At 65.0% G+C, this 16,256-nt stretch carries 15 protein-coding genes; 3 read left to right on the forward strand and 12 right to left on the reverse strand.

From position 1 onward, the window contains the following. Positions 1-19: 19 nt before the first annotated feature. A complete protein-coding gene (locus EET10_RS19780) occupies positions 20-847 on the reverse strand; it encodes an SDR family NAD(P)-dependent oxidoreductase (RefSeq protein ID WP_036400230.1) in 828 nt (275 codons plus the stop codon). Positions 848-966: 119 nt separating this feature from the next. Here EET10_RS19780 and EET10_RS19785 point away from each other — a divergent pair, with 119 nt between their 5' ends. Then, a complete protein-coding gene (locus EET10_RS19785; protein WP_036400232.1) occupies positions 967-2,223 on the forward strand; it encodes a serine hydrolase domain-containing protein in 1,257 nt (418 codons plus the stop codon). Positions 2,224-2,445: 222 nt separating this feature from the next. Here EET10_RS19785 and EET10_RS19790 read toward each other — a convergent pair whose 3' ends face one another. Further along, on the reverse strand, positions 2,446-3,666 hold the full coding sequence (locus tag EET10_RS19790; protein ID WP_122502830.1) for a cytochrome P450: 1,221 nt from the start codon (positions 3,664-3,666) through the stop codon (positions 2,446-2,448). A gap of 11 nt (positions 3,667-3,677) precedes the next feature. Next, a complete protein-coding gene (locus EET10_RS19795) occupies positions 3,678-4,700 on the reverse strand; it encodes an LLM class F420-dependent oxidoreductase (protein ID WP_036400234.1) in 1,023 nt (340 codons plus the stop codon). Positions 4,701-4,744: 44 nt separating this feature from the next. On the opposite strand from EET10_RS19795, the gene EET10_RS19800 reads away from it, so the two are divergent. After that, on the forward strand, positions 4,745-6,244 hold the full coding sequence (locus EET10_RS19800; protein ID WP_036400237.1) for an acyl-CoA carboxylase subunit beta: 1,500 nt from the start codon (positions 4,745-4,747) through the stop codon (positions 6,242-6,244). A gap of 55 nt (positions 6,245-6,299) precedes the next feature. On the opposite strand, the gene EET10_RS19805 is transcribed toward EET10_RS19800, so the two are convergent. From EET10_RS19805 to EET10_RS19835, 7 genes are read right to left on the reverse strand one after another with little or no spacing between them, the layout of a single operon-like run. Beyond that, positions 6,300-7,505: an acyl-CoA dehydrogenase family protein gene (locus EET10_RS19805; RefSeq protein WP_063467269.1), complete on the reverse strand. Its 1,206-nt coding sequence runs from the start codon at positions 7,503-7,505 to the stop codon at positions 6,300-6,302. A gap of 15 nt (positions 7,506-7,520) precedes the next feature. Beyond that, the gene (locus EET10_RS19810; protein ID WP_036400243.1) at positions 7,521-8,585 is read right to left on the reverse strand and encodes an acyl-CoA dehydrogenase family protein; all 1,065 of its coding nucleotides are present in this window, start codon (positions 8,583-8,585) and stop codon (positions 7,521-7,523) included. Positions 8,586-8,587: 2 nt separating this feature from the next. Continuing rightward, positions 8,588-9,418, reverse strand: a complete 831-nt coding sequence (locus EET10_RS19815; protein WP_063467270.1) for an amidohydrolase family protein — start codon at positions 9,416-9,418, stop codon at positions 8,588-8,590. Continuing rightward, positions 9,415-11,034 carry an acyl-CoA synthetase gene (locus tag EET10_RS19820; protein ID WP_122502425.1) on the reverse strand — a complete coding sequence of 540 codons (1,620 nt, stop codon included), beginning with the start codon at positions 11,032-11,034 and terminating at the stop codon, positions 9,415-9,417. The genes EET10_RS19815 and EET10_RS19820 overlap by 4 nt, the downstream gene beginning before the upstream one ends. Before the next feature lie 8 nt (positions 11,035-11,042). Then, positions 11,043-12,248 (reverse strand): amidohydrolase family protein, encoded by a 1,206-nt coding sequence (locus tag EET10_RS19825; RefSeq protein WP_122502426.1) that lies wholly within the window; start codon positions 12,246-12,248, stop codon positions 11,043-11,045. An 8-nt stretch (positions 12,249-12,256) separates the two neighbouring features. Then, positions 12,257-13,084 carry an enoyl-CoA hydratase gene (locus EET10_RS19830; protein WP_036400247.1) on the reverse strand — a complete coding sequence of 276 codons (828 nt, stop codon included), beginning with the start codon at positions 13,082-13,084 and terminating at the stop codon, positions 12,257-12,259. Between the two features lie 33 nt (positions 13,085-13,117). Beyond that, complete coding sequence (locus EET10_RS19835) at positions 13,118-14,125, reverse strand: dihydrodipicolinate synthase family protein (protein WP_122502427.1); 1,008 nt, start codon at positions 14,123-14,125, stop codon at positions 13,118-13,120. 171 nt (positions 14,126-14,296) lie between these two features. Here EET10_RS19835 and EET10_RS19840 point away from each other — a divergent pair, with 171 nt between their 5' ends. Next, the gene (locus tag EET10_RS19840) at positions 14,297-15,094 is read left to right on the forward strand and encodes a TetR/AcrR family transcriptional regulator (RefSeq protein WP_036400252.1); all 798 of its coding nucleotides are present in this window, start codon (positions 14,297-14,299) and stop codon (positions 15,092-15,094) included. Here EET10_RS19840 and EET10_RS19845 read toward each other — a convergent pair. Both EET10_RS19845 and EET10_RS19850 read right to left on the reverse strand, forming a co-directional pair. Then, positions 15,091-15,450: an Rv1352/Rv1906c domain-containing protein gene (locus tag EET10_RS19845; RefSeq protein WP_036400256.1), complete on the reverse strand. Its 360-nt coding sequence runs from the start codon at positions 15,448-15,450 to the stop codon at positions 15,091-15,093. The two genes, EET10_RS19840 and EET10_RS19845, sit on opposite strands and share 4 nt — an antisense overlap. A gap of 104 nt (positions 15,451-15,554) precedes the next feature. Then, on the reverse strand, positions 15,555-16,256 hold the full coding sequence (locus tag EET10_RS19850) for a GntR family transcriptional regulator (RefSeq protein ID WP_036400258.1): 702 nt from the start codon (positions 16,254-16,256) through the stop codon (positions 15,555-15,557).

Here is a 16,256-nt window from a genome sequence, read left to right on the forward strand (position 1 = left end):
CGCAACGCCGGAGCCGCGCCTAGGTGAGCTTGGCCATCGTGCTTTCCCACAGCTCGCCGGCCAGGAGCGGGTCGTACGCCGCGCGGTTGGCTTTGGCGATCTTGTGCCGGGAGTAGTACTCGCCTGACGTCCAATCGACGCCGGGCCGGCCGGACGCCAGCCAGACCAGCTGTTCGGCTCCCTGTTCGGGGGTGGCCGTGAATCGGGCCGATACCGGCACGTGGTGCTTCATGAAGGTCAGGACCCGCGATCCGGATGCATCGCCGAAGTTGGAGTTCACATAGCCGGGATGAAACGTGGCGGCAGACAGCCCGCTGCCATGGTAGCGACGATGTAATTCCTTGGTGAACAACACGATTGCCAATTTGGTCAGCGCATAGGCAACGCTGGGCCGATGTTGCGCGGTGTTCTCGAGGGTGCTAATGGTCACTCGGGGCAGCATTTTCTGCGACGAACTGGTCGTATTGATGACCGTCGCGCGAGAATCGAGCAGCACCGTCAGCACCTGCGTGGTGAGCAGAAACGGCGCCAGATAGTTGACCTGGTAGGTCTTTTCGTAACCGTCGGCCGTCAACTGAGTTGTTCGACTCATGCCACCGGCATTGTTGGCCAAGACGTCGATGCGTGAGTACTCCGAGCGGATCTTGTCCGCGAGGACCCGCACCTGGGACAGGTCGGCAAAGTCGGCCACGAAGTAATCCGCACCCAACTCCGCGGCCACTGCGGTGGTCTTGGCTTCTGAGCGCCCGACCACGACGACGTGCTCGCCATTGCGACTGAGCCGGCGCGCCGCCGCCGCCCCGATACCGTCGCTGGCGCCGGTGATGACAATCGTCTTGCGCGTCATATCGTTGCGTCCTCGTGCGTACTCCAACGAGAGTGTAGCGATACGGCGCCGAATGTCATTGACTTATGAGAGTTGTGCCGACGGGATCGTCCGCGGAGTACCGATCACGAAAGGCCGCGATGAGCGCTTTTTCTCGCCGCGAGTTCGGGCGCCTCAGCACGCATGTCGGCGTTGCCGGTGCGCTTGTCGCCTGTGGCGCGACTCCAATATCGCGCCGCGCCGATCCGACGACCACCGCGCGCCCGCAGACCCGCGGCAGGCCGATCCGGCCCACCCAGTCCGATGTCGATCGGATCATCGGCGACCACGCCCAGACGCTGCTTGACCACCTGCGAGCCAAAGCTCCGGGACGCGACTACGGCGTCGCGGTGGCTTTCGCGTATCCGAGCCGCGATTTCAAGCCGTTCTACATGTACGGAACAGTTGCCGAGAACAACCCGCCCACCGAAAGAACGATCTTCTCCATCGGATCGGTGACCAAGACCTTCACCGCCGCACTGTTCGCCACCGGGGTAGCGATGCGGCCGGACTGCTTCGATTGGGATGCCGGGCTGAAGCGCTACCTGAGCCCCTATCTCGGCGACACCGAAGATCTGAGTAAGACCATGAAACTGGTCACCCCGAGGATGCTCGCCCAGCACACGTCGGGTCTGGCGCACGATTCCACCGGCCCAGCCGACGGCGACGGCCTGTTCCTCACCAACCCGTCGGCGCCGCCGCCAAGTCTGCTCAACGCGTGGCGGACCCACCGCGGACCACAACCGGCAAGCTGCTGGCAATACTCCAACCTCGGCTTTGTCACGCTGGGCTTCGCCGCCGTGTCGGCCTACCGGTGTGCGGGCATGGGTGGGTCGTATGCGGGTGTGCTGCTCGATCAGATCACCGGGCCACTAGCGATGCCCGACACCGGTGCGACGGTGGCTGACGGCGCACCGCTGGTGCGCGCCTACCCCAATGGCCGGGAGGTATCACCCGCCGCCCCTTCGGATCTGAAGTCCTCGGCGGCCGATATGCACACCTGGCTGCTGGCGCATCTGGGCTCCGTCAACGGACCCGAGCACCTGATGCAGGCACTGGCCACCACGATCCGGCCCGAGCCGTTATCGGTCGAGGTGTGCGGCAAGCACACCCGGGGACCCGCACAGATGGGCCTGGCCTGGCAGGTCGAAACCGGTCCGCCCCAGATCATCTGGAAAGACGGCCTGACCTCTGCGGGCGGCTGCTCCTGCTGGATCGGAATCACGCCCGCCGGCCCCGCGAACGAGCCGATGGGAATTGCCATCCTGGTCAACGGCTACTGGAACAAGGACAAGCCGGCCGTCTTGGCCGACAATCACGGCCCGGCGATCATCAAAGAAATCTCGGCGGCCGGGTAACCGAACCTCGGTGGCTTGACCGGTCACCGCCCCGGCTCCGTGCCGGGCCATGGCCATTACAGGCCGAGTCGGGTGAAGCCCGCTTTGCCGACCCATTTTCAGCGACACCCTCAGGGGTGCAACGAGTTTGCCGCGTGTCGCCGAGCAACATGAAATATCCGGGAATGCCCAACCCTGGGTTACCCATGTGACTCATGTGACCAGTCGGCGCCGTGCCACGGGTTACACCACCATGTATCGGATTGGTAGGTGTTTGAGGCCACCGACGAACGTGGTGGCGACGAGCTGTGGATCACCGCAGAGCTCAATGCATTTCAGCCTGGGAAGCAACTCGGAGAAGAAACTGGCCGCCTCCATCCGGGCCAGTGCGGCGCCCATGCAGAAGTGCACGCCGTAACCGAAGGCGAGATGCTTGTTGGGCTCACGTCCCACGTCGAAGCGGAACGGCTCCTCGAAAACGTCTTCGTCGCGGTTGGCCGAGGCATAGGAAAGTAACACGGATTCGCCCGCCGCGATGGGTGTTCCGCGTACCACGGTGTCTTCGGCGGCGGTGCGCATGAAGTGCTTGACCGGGGTGACCCAACGGATCATCTCCTCGATGGCCAGCGGCAGCAGACCGGCATCGTCGCGCAACCGCTGCAGTTGGTCCGGGTTTTCGATGAGGGCATGCAGGCCGCCGGAGATGGTCGCGCTGGTGGTGTCGTGCCCGGCGGTCGCCACGATCAGGTAGTAGGACACCGTTTCGATATCCGACAGCGGCTGGCCGTCGATGCGAGCGTTGGCGATGGCCGACGCGAGGTCCTCGGTCGGATGCTTGCGGCGCGCCGCGGTCACCGCGTTGAAATACTCGAACATGTCCAGCAGTGCGGGCAACTGGTCCTCGTTCGATGCGCCACGCCGGTATTCGCTGTCGTCGCTGCCGAACAACTCCTGGGTCAGCGTGAGCATGCGGCCGAAGTCGGCCTCCGGCAGTCCAAGCAGCGACATGATCACATACAGCGGATAGTTGACCGCGACCTGCTGCGCGAAATCGCATTCGGGAGCCTCCGCCATCATCGTGTCGACATAGACCTTGGCCAACTGGCCGATGCGAACCTTCATCGCGCGCATGGCTTTTGGCCGGAACCAGTCCGCGCCGATCGCGCGGACCACCCGGTGCTGCGGGTCGTCGAGGTGGATCAGCGTGCGGACACCCGCGGCTGCCTGCAGTTCGTCGCCCGCTACCGTCGCCAAGACGGGGCGCGGCCAGTTGGTGAACAGCGTGTTGTCGCGCTCGATGTCCATGATGTCGGCATGTTTGGTGATCGCCCAGAACGGCCGGTAGTCCGGCACCTCGACCCACGACACCGGCGCGTTGGCACGCAAGTGAGTCAGCGCGGTGTGCAACCGCGGTTCATCGGTGTAGGCCAGCGGGTCTGCCAATAGTTTGGCGGCCTCGTCCATGGTCCGCACCGTCACTGCCAAAAGTCCTTTAATGCGGCTCGAATACAGTCCTGCGAGGCGGCGAAGAAGATCGGCAGCACCCGGTCGACCACGCCTTCGCACCGATCGCGCAGCGCGGCGGCGATTCCGCCGACAGGCCCGACAACCGCGAAGGCACTCAGCATCTCGTCATCGATCAGAGATCCCATGGTGTCCCACTCACCGTGCCGGGAAAGGCGGTGCAGTTCGGTGTGCAGCTCTCCCCAGCCGTGCACGTCGAGAACCTTGCGGTAGGCGGGCGTGGACCCGTAGAAGGCGATTCGCTTGCGCAGGGCCACGACGGCCGTCTCCAGCTGCGCGTCGTTCTCGCCCGTCGCGATCATCACTTCGGCGGACACCTCGAAGTCGCCGCGGTCCCGGCCGGAGCGCCGCAGACCGCGAAGCAGCCCCGGCAAGGTCACCTCATCGAGGTAGCGCCGGGAGACCATCGGGTGTCCGAGGTGGCCGTCGGCGACCTCGCCGCACATCTCGGTCATTGCGTCGCCCACTGCGGCGAGGAAGATTTTCGGCGCCGGATACGGCTGGGGCTCCGGCGTGAACATGGGGGTCATGATCTTGTGGGTGTAGAACTCGCCCTCGAAACGGAGCTTGCCGCCGGCGCGCCAGGCGGACCAGATCGCGTGCAGCGCGGCAACGAATTCACGCATCCGGTGTGCCGGGTGGCTCCAGGGCATGCTGAATCGCTTCTCGATGTGGGTTTGGATTTGGGTGCCCAGCCCGAGGATGAACCGTCCCTGGGAATAGCTCTGCAGATCCCAGCCCAGGTTGGCCACGGTCATCGGATTGCGCGCGAAGGCCACCGCGATGTTGGTGCCGAGTTCGATTCGCGACGTGTGTTCGGCGGCCAGCACCAGCGGAAGAAACGGATCGTGACTGGTCTCGGCTGTCCAGCCACCGTCATATCCGTTCCGCTCCAAGGCTTCGGCTGCCTCGACGACCCGGGCGAGCTGGTTGGGAATGCCCCCGTCAACCTTGAGGCGGGGCGCGCTACCCATACGAGCGACTTTACAGTAAGCAATCCAGTATGTAGGACAGACGCATGACCAAAGCCGAGGATTGGCAGCAGACGCTCGAGGACCTCGACCGTCGCCGCCGGCAGGCACGGGCGATGGGCGGGCCGGAGCGGCTCGACAAACATCGTGGCATGGGCAAACTCGACGCGCGCGCCCGCGTCGAACGACTCCTCGACCCGGGCACCTTCCGCGAGCTCGGCACCATCGTCGGCGGCGAGGTCGCGGCCGACGCGATCGTCACCGGCTGCGGGCGGATCAATGGCGTCCCCGTGATGGTGGGCGCCGAGGACTTCACGACGCTGGCCGGAACCATCGCGCCGGGCAGCAATTCCAAGCGCTACCGCATCGCCGAGCTGGCGTTGCGCGACAAGATACCGCTGGTGATGCTGCTCGAAGGCGCCGGGTTTCGCCCCACCGGTGCCCATTACGGACGCAGCCCGACCGATCTGCTCGCCCAGGCACGGTGCTCGGGCCGGGTTCCGACGGTGGCCGCGGTGCTCGGCGCCTCGGCCGGACACGGCGCCCTGGTCGCCCCGATCTGTGATTTCACCGTCATGAGCCGCCAGGGCGCGATCTTCACCGCCGGCCCGCCGGTGGTCAAAGAGTCCACGGGCGAAGACATTTCGAAAGAAGCGTTGGGCGGTCCGGACGTCGCGTTGGCCAGCGGCGTCATCCACAATGTCGCCGACGACGACGCGGCCACGCTGGATACCATTCGCCACTACCTGTCCTATTTCCCGTCCAGCGCGTGGTCGTATCCCCCGTCGCTGCCGGCCTCGGAGGCGACACCCGGGCCGAGGTCCACGCCGGAGTTGCTGGACATCGTGTCGCGGGACAACCGCCGCGTCTACGACATGCGCTTGGTGCTCGATGTCGTCTTCGACTCGCCCGACTGGTTGGAAGTACAACCACATTTCGGCAGGGCGATCATCTGCGCCCTCGCCCACCTCGGGGGGCATCCGGTCGCCGTCGTCGCCAACCAGCCGCGGGTACTGGCCGGGTCCATCGACGCAGACGCCGCCGACAAGGCCGCACACTTCATCATGGTGGCCGACTCCTTCCATCTGCCAATCGTTTTCCTGGCCGACAACCCGGGCATGCTTCCGGGCAGCCGGTCCGAACGTGACGGTGTATTGCGCAGCGGGGCAAGGATGTTCGCCGCGCAGACCGCGGCCACCACGCTGAAGCTGCACGTGACACTGCGTAAGGCCTACGGCTTCGGCTCCATGGTGATGGGACTGATCAGTTTCGACGGCCAGGTGGCGACCTTCGCCTATCCGGGCGCTACGATGGGCGCCATGGGTGCCGCGGCGCTCAGTCGCGCCTCACACGCCGACCAGGAGTTGTCCGCCAAGCTGCGAAACGCGGAGCTGCAGGCGTCGTTTCGGTCGGCCGAGCATATGGGCTTCGACGAACTCATTGACCCCCGCGAAACCCGTGACGCGTTGCTGGCCGCGCTGCAGCGCGGCATCCACACCCGGCAAGCCGCCGCGGAACCGGTGACGCGCACCCTCATCATGCCGTGACGTCGTCTCGCTGAACGTGAACCTACTGTGACGATACGATGCCACCGCAGCCTGTTCACGCTCGGCGCGAGGAAACCGTGGTAGCGGGCAGCGCGTGGTTCTGCTTGCCGAGGCCAAGGACGTGCTCGGCAATCATGTTGCGGAACACTTCCAATGTGCCGCCGTAGATTCCGACCAACGGCGCGAAGCGGTAGACGTATTCGGCGCCGCCGTCATCGGCCGCGCCGTCAGCCCCGAACGGTAACGCAGCGGCGGTCCCCAGAATGTCCATCAGGTCAGGAGAGATGTCACGCATCGCTTGCGCGATGGCCACCCGACCGAAGATGCCCGGCGCCGATAGCGCTGCCTCAACCCTCGCGACAGCGCAGCCCAATCGATACGCCACCGACCCATCGTCAAGCACGCGGCGCCCGCCGGGACCGGGCTTGGTCACCCGCGCCGCGACCCGGTCGACCGCTTCGGCCATGACGCCGGCCTGGTGCATCATGATCGAGGTGTCCTGCAACCCGTCGGGTGCCGGTGCGACCGCGCCGTGCTCGACGTTGAGTGGCTCCCGCAGGACCGTCCAGCCCCCGTTCACCTCGCCCAGCCGATACTTGTCATCGACGCGCACGTCACTGTAGTAGACGATGTTCGTCCGGTCGCCGTCCACCGTGCGGATGCCCCGGATCTCGATGCCCGGCGAGTCCAGCGGCACCAGAAACATGGTGAGGCTCTTGTGCTTTCGGGCGTGCGGGTCGGTGTTGGTGATCAGAAAGACGTATTGGCAGTTGTGCGCGCCGGTGGTGAACATCTTCGAACCGTTGATCACCCAGCTGTCGCCGTCACGCACCGCGCGGGTCTTGCAGGTGGCGACGTCGGATCCGCCTTCGGGCTCGGTGTAGCCCAAGCACATCCGGACATGGCCGCTGAAGACACCGGGCAATACCTCCGCGACGAGCTCGGGCGAGCCGAACTTCGTTATCGACCTCGCCACCATGGCGGTGGTTCCCCACGTCACCCACGGCACCCGTGCCCGCCGCTTCTCGAGCTCCCAGATCCGCCGCCGCACTCGACTGAATCCGCCTTCGGATTCCGTCTTCCACTCCGCTGCCAAATACCCTGCGGCGCCGAACTTCAGGTGCAGACCCTCATGGAAGTTGTCGCCGGTCTCACGGTCGTGACGGCGGACCTCATCGGTCACGTGCTCGGCCAGGAACCTGCGCGCCTCGTCGCGGAATGCCTTGTCCTCGTCGGAAAGTTCAACCAGGGAAAAGTCCATGTTGGGCTCCTGTTCCTAGACGCACGCGGCCCGGGACGCGGTTTCGCGGGCGGCCACGATCCCGGCGATTCGCCTGGCGCAGGCGCCCGGATCACCGCCGGCCAGTGGCCATCCGCGGGCCCGCACCAGATAGGCGGTGGCGGCGGCCTCAGCCGAAACCCCCAGGCCTCCCTGGATGTGGACGGCCATGGTGGCGGCCTTGGCGGCTTCCTCGGCCATGAACAGAAAGGCTGCCGGTGCGAGTTCCGGTCGTTCGCCGGGTTCAGTGTCCAGGAACCAGGCGGCGCGCCGAACCAGGTTGCGTCCGCTGTGCACGGTGACGGCCATGTTCGCCAGCGGGTGCGAAATGCCTTGCAGCGTAGCGATGGGCACGCCCAGCGTGTAACGGGTCTTGGCGAACTCCGCCGCAATCGTCATCGTCTCCTCGACCAGGCCAACCAGCGCCGCGGCCATCAGCAGTCGCCATTCATCCAACGCCCGTTGATAATTCGCCAGCGCCTCAGGGCCGCGAGCCAACACCGTCCGAGAGTCGACGGAGGCCGGATCAACCCAGGCCATCGGCAGCCGGCCGATGTTGTCCACCTTTTCCGGTTGCGTGCCGAATATCAGGCTCAGGATATGGTCGCGGTCAGCGACGACGACGCGGCCGGCAATCGACCCGGCGGGAATCAGCCGCCGGCCCGGTCCACCATCGATCCGCGGGTCGAGCGCCGCGATCTGTTCTCCGTTGGCCAGGGCAGCGGTTTCGGCATCCAGCATCCCGAGGCGTGCCAGGAGCCGCGTCGCGCAGACATGGTCGATCCACGGGACCGGCGCCAGCCAGCGGCCGATCTCCTCGGCCACCAGGCTGAGGTCGACCAGCGTCGCGCCGTCGCCGCCGGCGGACTCGGGCAGCGCCATCGTCGTGGCGCCCATCCCGCACAACCGCTCCCACAGGCCCTTGTCGAAGCCGGATGACTCTGCGGCACGGACCGTTTCGATCGAGCAGTGGATCTTGAAGAACTGTTTGTACGCGGACTGCAACGCGATATGGTCCTCGGACAGGCTGTAGTCCAGCCTGCGCAGTTCGAAACGGTCCATCATCAGCGCTCCTCACCGAAGAAAAATTCTTGGGCGTTGTTGTAGAGGTAGTTCTGCAGGACGTCAGACGGCAGGTCCAGTGCCCGCGCCTCGGGTATGACCCTGCGCATCGGCAATACCGGCCAATCCGAGGCGAAGATCACCTTGTTCTTGCCCCGGGTCCGCATGTAATGCAGCAGAGATTCCGGCAGCCGCTTGGGCGACCATGCCGAGGTCATCAGCCGCAGGTTGGCGTACTTGAGCAGTAGCCGGATCGCCACGTCCCACCATGGATCGGCGCCGTGGATCATGCACAGCCGCAGCTCCGGAAACCGCACGCACACCCGGTCGAGATGCATCGGATGCTGTACTTCTCCGGGGATCGGCGGCCCGGGTATGCCGGTGTTGACGCCCAGCGGAAGGTCGAGTTCGGCGCACTTGGCGTAGAGCGGATAGTAGACGGCGTCGCTGGGCGGGTATTGCCCGTCTCCCCAAAAGCTGGGCCCGACAACGGCATACGCTACGGGAAGGTCGCTGGCAATGGCGTTCAGTTCACGCAACGGCTTGACCGGACGCAGCAGGTTGACGCCACCCATGGCCAGCGCGAACCGGTCCGGCTTGGCTTCGACGAATGCGCGCGCGGTGCGGGACGGGTTGGCCAGCGAATCCATCAGGATCGCTTTGCGCACCCCTTGTTCGTCCATCTCGGCGAGCAGCGCGGACAGCTCGACCGGTTCGAACATCGACTCGGGGCTCTTGAAGTAGTCGTCGCGCACCTTGAGCATCCAGGTCGGCTGGGATGCGGCCTCACCGAAGTGGACGTTCACCAGGCAATCAATCGCTGTCTGGGTCATGGCGCCGGGACCTGCCGCGTCACTTGCTCTCTGGCCCACCGATAGTTCGGCTTGCCGTTGCCGAGACGCCGGATGTGCTCGACGAAGACGAACGCCTTGGGGGCCTTGAAATGCGCCAGCCGCGAGGTGCAGAAGGCATATAGCGCCGGTTCACCGACGGGGGCATCGGTGCCCAGCACGACGAGCGCGACCACTTCCTGCCCCCAGCGCTCGCTGGGCCGTCCCAGCACCACGGCATCGGCAACGCCGGGATGTGTGCGCAGTACGTCCTCGACCTCTTCGACGAACACCTTCTCGCCACCGGTGTTCACCACCAGGGAATCGCGGCCGAATAACCGGATGGTTCCGTCCTTCTCGAGGCAGGCCCGGTCGCCCGGTATCACCACACGCTGGCCGGCGATCTCGGGAAAAGTGCGTTGGGTGGCTTCGGCGTCGTCGAAGTATCCCAGTGGAATCCGGCCGATTCTGGCCGCCCAACCGATCTCGGGCTCACCGGGCCGCAGGAATCGGGTGCGGTCCGCGGAGACGACGGTTGCACCGACTCTGGGTTCGAAGGTTTCGCTGGCGGTTCCGTCGCGGCTGTACCCGAATGCCATGTTGCCGGTCTCCGACGAGCCGTAGCCCTCGATGATGGTGGCCTGCGGCAGCAACTCCATCAGCGCCCGTTTGTATTTCGCGTTGGTGGCCGCCCCGCCGGTGCCGATCGAGTGCACCGACGACAGGTCGTAGGTGCGGTTCCGCAGTTCGGCGACCAGCGGTGCGGCGTATGCGTCGCCGACCATGGTGATCATGCCCACTTGTTCCCGTTCGGCGGTCGCCCAGACCGACCGCGCGTCGAGCCTGTTGCGGTCGTCGTACATGACGACGGTGAGGCCGTGCAGGAGCGCGGCGAACGCCGTCCACATCCCGGCCGCATGCATGAGCGGTGAAACGGCGAACCATGGCGGTCCGCCCGCGCGCACCAGCTGATAGATCTCTTCGACGCCTGCGTGGTCGGCGCCGAGCATCGACGTCACGTAGATATCGCTTTGGCGCCACAGCACTCCCTTGGGGCGTCCCGTCGTTCCGCCGGTGCACATCATGATCAGATCGTCCGGCGAATCCGCGACAGTGCGGTCAGCGCCGCAGGGTGCCAGCGCGTCGTCCAGCGAAACCGCGCCCGGCAGTTCGGCAGCGCCGCTCGCGTCGTCGATGGATATCAATAGTTCGGTTTCGTGGGACGGCAGCACTTCGGCGCATCGGGCACCAAGCGAGCGATGGTAGATGACGCCCCGCGGCTTGACATAGTCAAGCAGCTCAGCGATTTCACGCGGTGAGTAGTGGTGGTTCACATTGACCGGCACCACGCGCGCCTTGAGGCAGCCGATCACCATGTCGGGATACAGGTCGTTGTACATGATCAGGGCAATCCGGTCCTGATCGCATTCCCACCGCTGCAGCACCTTGTGCGAGTGATGAATTCCGAAACCATTGCCGTGCAGGTAGTTTGCCAACCGGTTCGTTCGCGCGGCCGACTCGGCGAAGGTGCTGCGGCGCGGACCGCACACCGTCATCTGGTGATCCGGAATGACGTCCGCGATGGCATCCAGCACGGCGCCGATAGTCCATTGGGGCACGGTCTTACCTAGGCCGCCGAGGACACCGTGATGCCGAGGAAGGACAAGGCGTTGTCGCGCATGATCTTTCGGGCGTCGGATTCACTGAACGCGGCAAGTTCCCCGGTGAACGACAGGGGTGACTCCAGACCTTCGCCGTGGGGCCAGTCCGAGCCGAACAGAACGCGATCGACGCCGATCTTGTCGGCCAGCAACACGAGATCTTCCTCGTAGTACGGTGACACCCACACGTGCTCGCGCAACGTATCGACGGGATCGTTGGGGAACGCGCGCGGATGCTGGTTAGCCAACTTCTTGAGCCGCTTGGCGAGCCGATGCACCCATTCCGAACCGTTCTCGATGCTGGCCACCCGGAGTGCGGGATGACGATCGAAAACACCGTGGACGACCAGCGAAGCCATGGTGTCATGGATGGCACGATCATCGACGAGTATCTTGTCCAGCGGGTCGGGCGGGGCCGAGAATGGCTCGAAGGTTTCCTTTCCGCCCCACATCGCAGCGATTTTCAGGTAGCCGCTGTCGCCCAGGTGGAAGGCCACCGGCACGCCGGCTTCGGCCAGCCGCGCCCACGCCGGGTCGTGCGAGCGGTGGCCCAGCGAGCGGTTCTTCGGAATACCTGGAACCGGGGCCGGACGCACATGCACCAGTCGTGCACCGCGTGCGAGCACGAAATCGATTTCTCTGACCGCTTCTTCGGGGTCGGCCAACGAGATCATGGGCGCGGCAAGGATGCGGTGGTCCTGGCGGTCAAAACCCCAATCCTCGTCAAGCCAAAGGTTGAAGGCATGCAGGGATGCCATCGTCGCCTCGATGTCGCCCCTGAGCGCCTCCTCGACGCCGCAGCCGAAGGTCGGGAACACGAGAATCGTTTCAATACCCTGGCTTTCGAGCACGGCAACGCGTGCGTCCCGGTGCTGGTACTCCGGCCGCAATTCCAGCTTCTCGACCTTCATCAGCGACGCAGGGTCCACGCCCTCGGGAATCTCGCCGCGGAACAGCACGTCCAGGCAACCCGGCACGATGATCGGGTCGAAGGTCGGATTGGGGATGAATCGGTTGACGCGATCGCCGATGATCGCCTGGGTATGCCTGCCGTCGCTGAACATCTGCACACCACGCCGACGGAACCGCTTGTCCAGATGGCGGGTGAACGCATCCAGCGGTTCGTAGTAGTGGTTGTCGACGTCGATCGCCCGGTACTTCAAGTGCCCCATCATCGTCCTTATTCCGATGTGAGCGAAGGAAACCGCGGTTGCCGCTTCTGCAGGAAACTCACGATTCCTTCGACAACGTCTGGCCTCGGCATCGCCTCGCGCAGCAGAACTTCGGCGCGGGCGGTGGCTTCGACGACATCGCCAGTGGCGTCACCGTAGACCTGGCGCTTGATCACCGCCATCGACGCCGGCGAGCAGTTGCGGGCGATGTCCTCCGCATAGTCGAGAGTGCGCTTCATCAAGTCATCGCGCGCGACGACTTCCTTGACCAAACCCAACTCTGCGGCCTCCTGGGCCAAAAACGTTCGGCCGCTCAACAACAGGTCCAGTGCGACCGCCCAGCTTGTCAAGCGCGGAAGTATCCAGGAGATGCCGAACTCGGCGATCAGCCCGCGCCGGGCGAACACGGCGGCGAACTTCGCCCCGGCGGCGGCAAATCGAACGTCGCACATCAGCGCCTGCGTCAGACCGATGCCCGCGCAGGGACCGTTGATCGCGGCGATCACCGGCTTGCGCAGCGTCGTCACGAAATGCGGCGGGCGTTCACCGACCAAATCGGCCAGATCGGTCTGACGTGCCGTCGCCATGGTGGCGCCGTATCCCGCCGCCGAATCCGGCGAGCCCAGATAAGCGCCGGCACAGAAGCCCCGGCCCCGGCCGGTCAGCACGATCACCCGGATCGCCGGATCCTGTTCGGCGCGGTCGAGCGCCGCATAGAGCCCGGCGGCAATGTCGGGACCCCACGCGTTGAGACGATCGGGGCGGTTGAAGGTGAGGATCGCTACCCCGCCCGGGGTTGCGTCGTAGAGCACCGCGTCGTCAGCATCGTTGCTCATCGGTGCCTCCTCGACCCCACCGCGGCGCAGCGGTTAGGCATCGACGAGCCCCAGCCGACGGTAGGCAGCCGCGATTTGGGTCTTCGCCTCGGGCGGCAACTCGGCCTGGGGCGGCCGGGAATGCGGATAGGACCCGATCGGCAACCCCAGCACCGACGCCGCGTACTTAAAAGCACCGCCCCAGTGGGTGAAGTAGCCAGGTCTGCCCGGATAGCAGGTCCACCACGAACCGAGGTCCACGTCGAACTGGTCCAGACCCGAATCACGTCCATAGTCCATCGCCTCGATAAGCTTGTCCCCCAACACCAAATCCCAGTATTCGGACAGCAGCGGCCGCTGCGGCGTCTCCATCAGATAGCCGGCCGTGCCCAGCTGTGCCGGACAGACGATCCCGGCGCGCAGCCATCCGGCGCGGTAGATCGTCTTGTCGCATTCCCAGAGCACCAGTCCGGGGGCGAGTTCGTGGAGCAGCCGACTGGCCTGCGGGCGGAAAGCACCTTCCTTGGTAGCACATACCGCGGGCACTTCGTGGTAGATGCGCGCACTCTCGGCCGGCGTCAACACATAGCCTGAAGACGGCGAATTGAACATGCCCATCGCGATGTCGGTATGTGCAGCAACGTATTTGAAGAATCTCAACACGCCTTCGCCGCCGTGAGTTTCCATCATCGGAGTCTGGATATAGGCGATGTCGGCGCCCGCCGCCTGGGCGTGCAGCGTCAATTCCAGGCAGTCCTTGGCCGCCATCGCCGATGTGCAGGCCTGTATGACGACGTCAGGATTGCAGCCACGCCCTTCTTCGATCGCGACCTCGAGCAAGCGCTTCCGCTCCTCGATGGTCAGCGACCAGAATTCCCCGATTCCGCTGGTGCACCACAACATCGGATGCCCGAGATCACCGACGCAATAACGCACCAAAGTCCGATAGGCATCCCAGTCGATGTCGTCCCCGTCGCTCCCGCAGAACGGCGTATACAGCGAGTCGCCGATCCCCCGCAACGCGCCCCGTGCCCAGGCGCGCGCCTCACCGGCCGTTGCCACTCTGCCTCAGCCCGGTCATGCTCGCCCCGCCCAGCCGCTTATACCAAAAAGCCTACGATAGGTATTACAGTAGCAGACGTAAAGGCGCCCGAAGCAGTGCCGGTCGGGCTGAGCGGCGGGACCACCAGGACCGCGTGCGCAACACAGATCTTCGACGGAGGTAGCCGCGTAGTGGCAAAGCAGGCAACCGCCGACAAACGTCAGCGGCGCGAGCGCGGGTCCATCAATCCAGACGACATCATCACCGGCGCATTCGAACTGGCAGAACAGGTGTCCATCGACAACCTGAGCATGCCGCTGCTCGGCAAACATCTTGGAGTAGGCGTCACCAGCATCTACTGGTACTTCCGGAAGAAGGACGATCTGCTCAACGCGATGACCGACCGCGCCTTGAGCAAGTACGTCTTTGCCACCCCGTACGTGGAGGCCGACGACTGGCGTGAGACCTTACGCAATCATGCCCGCCTGATGCGGAAGACCTTCATGGGCAACCCGATACTGTGCGATCTGATCCTTATCCGGTCAGCGCTCAGTCCCAGGGCCGCCAGGCTTGGCGCCCAGGAGATGGAGCGGGCCATCGCGAATCTGGTGCAAGCAGGTCTGTCCCCCGAGGACGCGTTCGACACCTACGCCGCGGTCTCGCTTCATGTCCGCGGGTCGGTCGTGCTGCATCGGCTCAACGAGAAACACCAGTCCGCCGACAGCGGGCCACGCGCCCTCGAAGACGCCATGGAGATCGACCCGCAAACCACACCGTTGATCGCCCGGGTCACCGGGAAGGGACACCGCATCGCGACCCCTGATGAGGCCAACTTCGAATACGGCCTCAACTGCATCCTTGACCACGCCGGCCGGTTGATCGAGGAACGGGCGAAAGCAGCCAAACCGGCGTCACCGCAACGCAAAACGACCAAGTCGTCCGCTCCGCGAAAACGGACCGGGACCGGCCCATCCACGGGTCGAGTCTAGGAGACCCGCATCCAAAGTTTGCAGTTTCTCGTCTCGAAAGCCGCGACCGTTGCCGGGATCGTCACATACATCGGACCCATCGAGGTATTCGAGTTCACAATGTCCGCAGCGCCGGCCGCGGGTGTGCTGTGCATCAACCACGAGCAGGTCGAGAGCTCGGACACCCGACCGAACAACAGGATAAGGGGATTCGATGGTCCCTCGGTGCGGTAAGTACCTGGTGCGATGTCAGTCCCCACCAGAAAGACTCCATCGCCGGCGATCTGGTCGCCCGGTTCGGCACGGGCCGGTGACGCGAGCGATACCGCGGCCACGCAGGCAACCAGCGCGGCCGACGCTCGAGTTGCACCCGGCATTTCGTCCTCGTCCGATCTGGGCTCGATCTGGCTCGGCCTAGCGGCAGCCTATACCCATGCCCGCGCCGGGTAGCGCCGAATGGCTCGGCCTAACCGCCGTAGCTTCAGCCTAGCCGCGATGCGCCGAGGGCTCCGCTTTCTGCCACCACCCCACGCGCAATCAGATGGTCGATCAACGGGATTGCACTGGCGGCAAGATGGTCGGCCATGGCAGCGCGGGCCAGCTTGTCGTCGCGCTTCGCCAGTGCGGACAGTATCCGCCGATGGTGCCTGATTGCCCGGGCCGGCCAATGCTCGATGCTGGGAAACACCGATTCGGGTGCGTAACGGGTGATCTGAGACATCAATTGGGCCAGCTTCGGCGAGTCGGCCGCAATATTGATGGCTCGGTGAAACTCGTGGTTGAGCTGGACCGTCCGCTCGTCGTCGTGGGCGGCGTAAGCCTCCTCGAGCTGCGCCTGGATCTGCCTGAGGTCACGCAACTGCTGGTCGCTGATGCTGATCGCGGCCCTCGCCGCCAGCTCGCCGCCCACGTGCGCCTGCACGTCGGCGACGTCGGCGAGGTCGCGTTTGGTCACCGGCAACACCACAAACCCTCGCCGCGGCTGCTGGGCGACCAATCCTTCGGCGCGCAAGGCGAACAACGCCTCACGCACCGGCGTCACGCTGATTCCCAATTCCGCGGCCAGCTGATCAAGGCGAATGTAGTTGCCCGCGGCGTAGCTGCCTTCGTAAATCCTCTTGCGGACAAAATTCGCCACATCGTCGGAAAGCTGGGGCCGCGCAGCGAAATCCGGGACAGTCAT

The sequence above is a fragment of the Mycobacterium pseudokansasii genome, assembly GCF_900566075.1.
Classification (GTDB): domain Bacteria; phylum Actinomycetota; class Actinomycetes; order Mycobacteriales; family Mycobacteriaceae; genus Mycobacterium; species Mycobacterium pseudokansasii.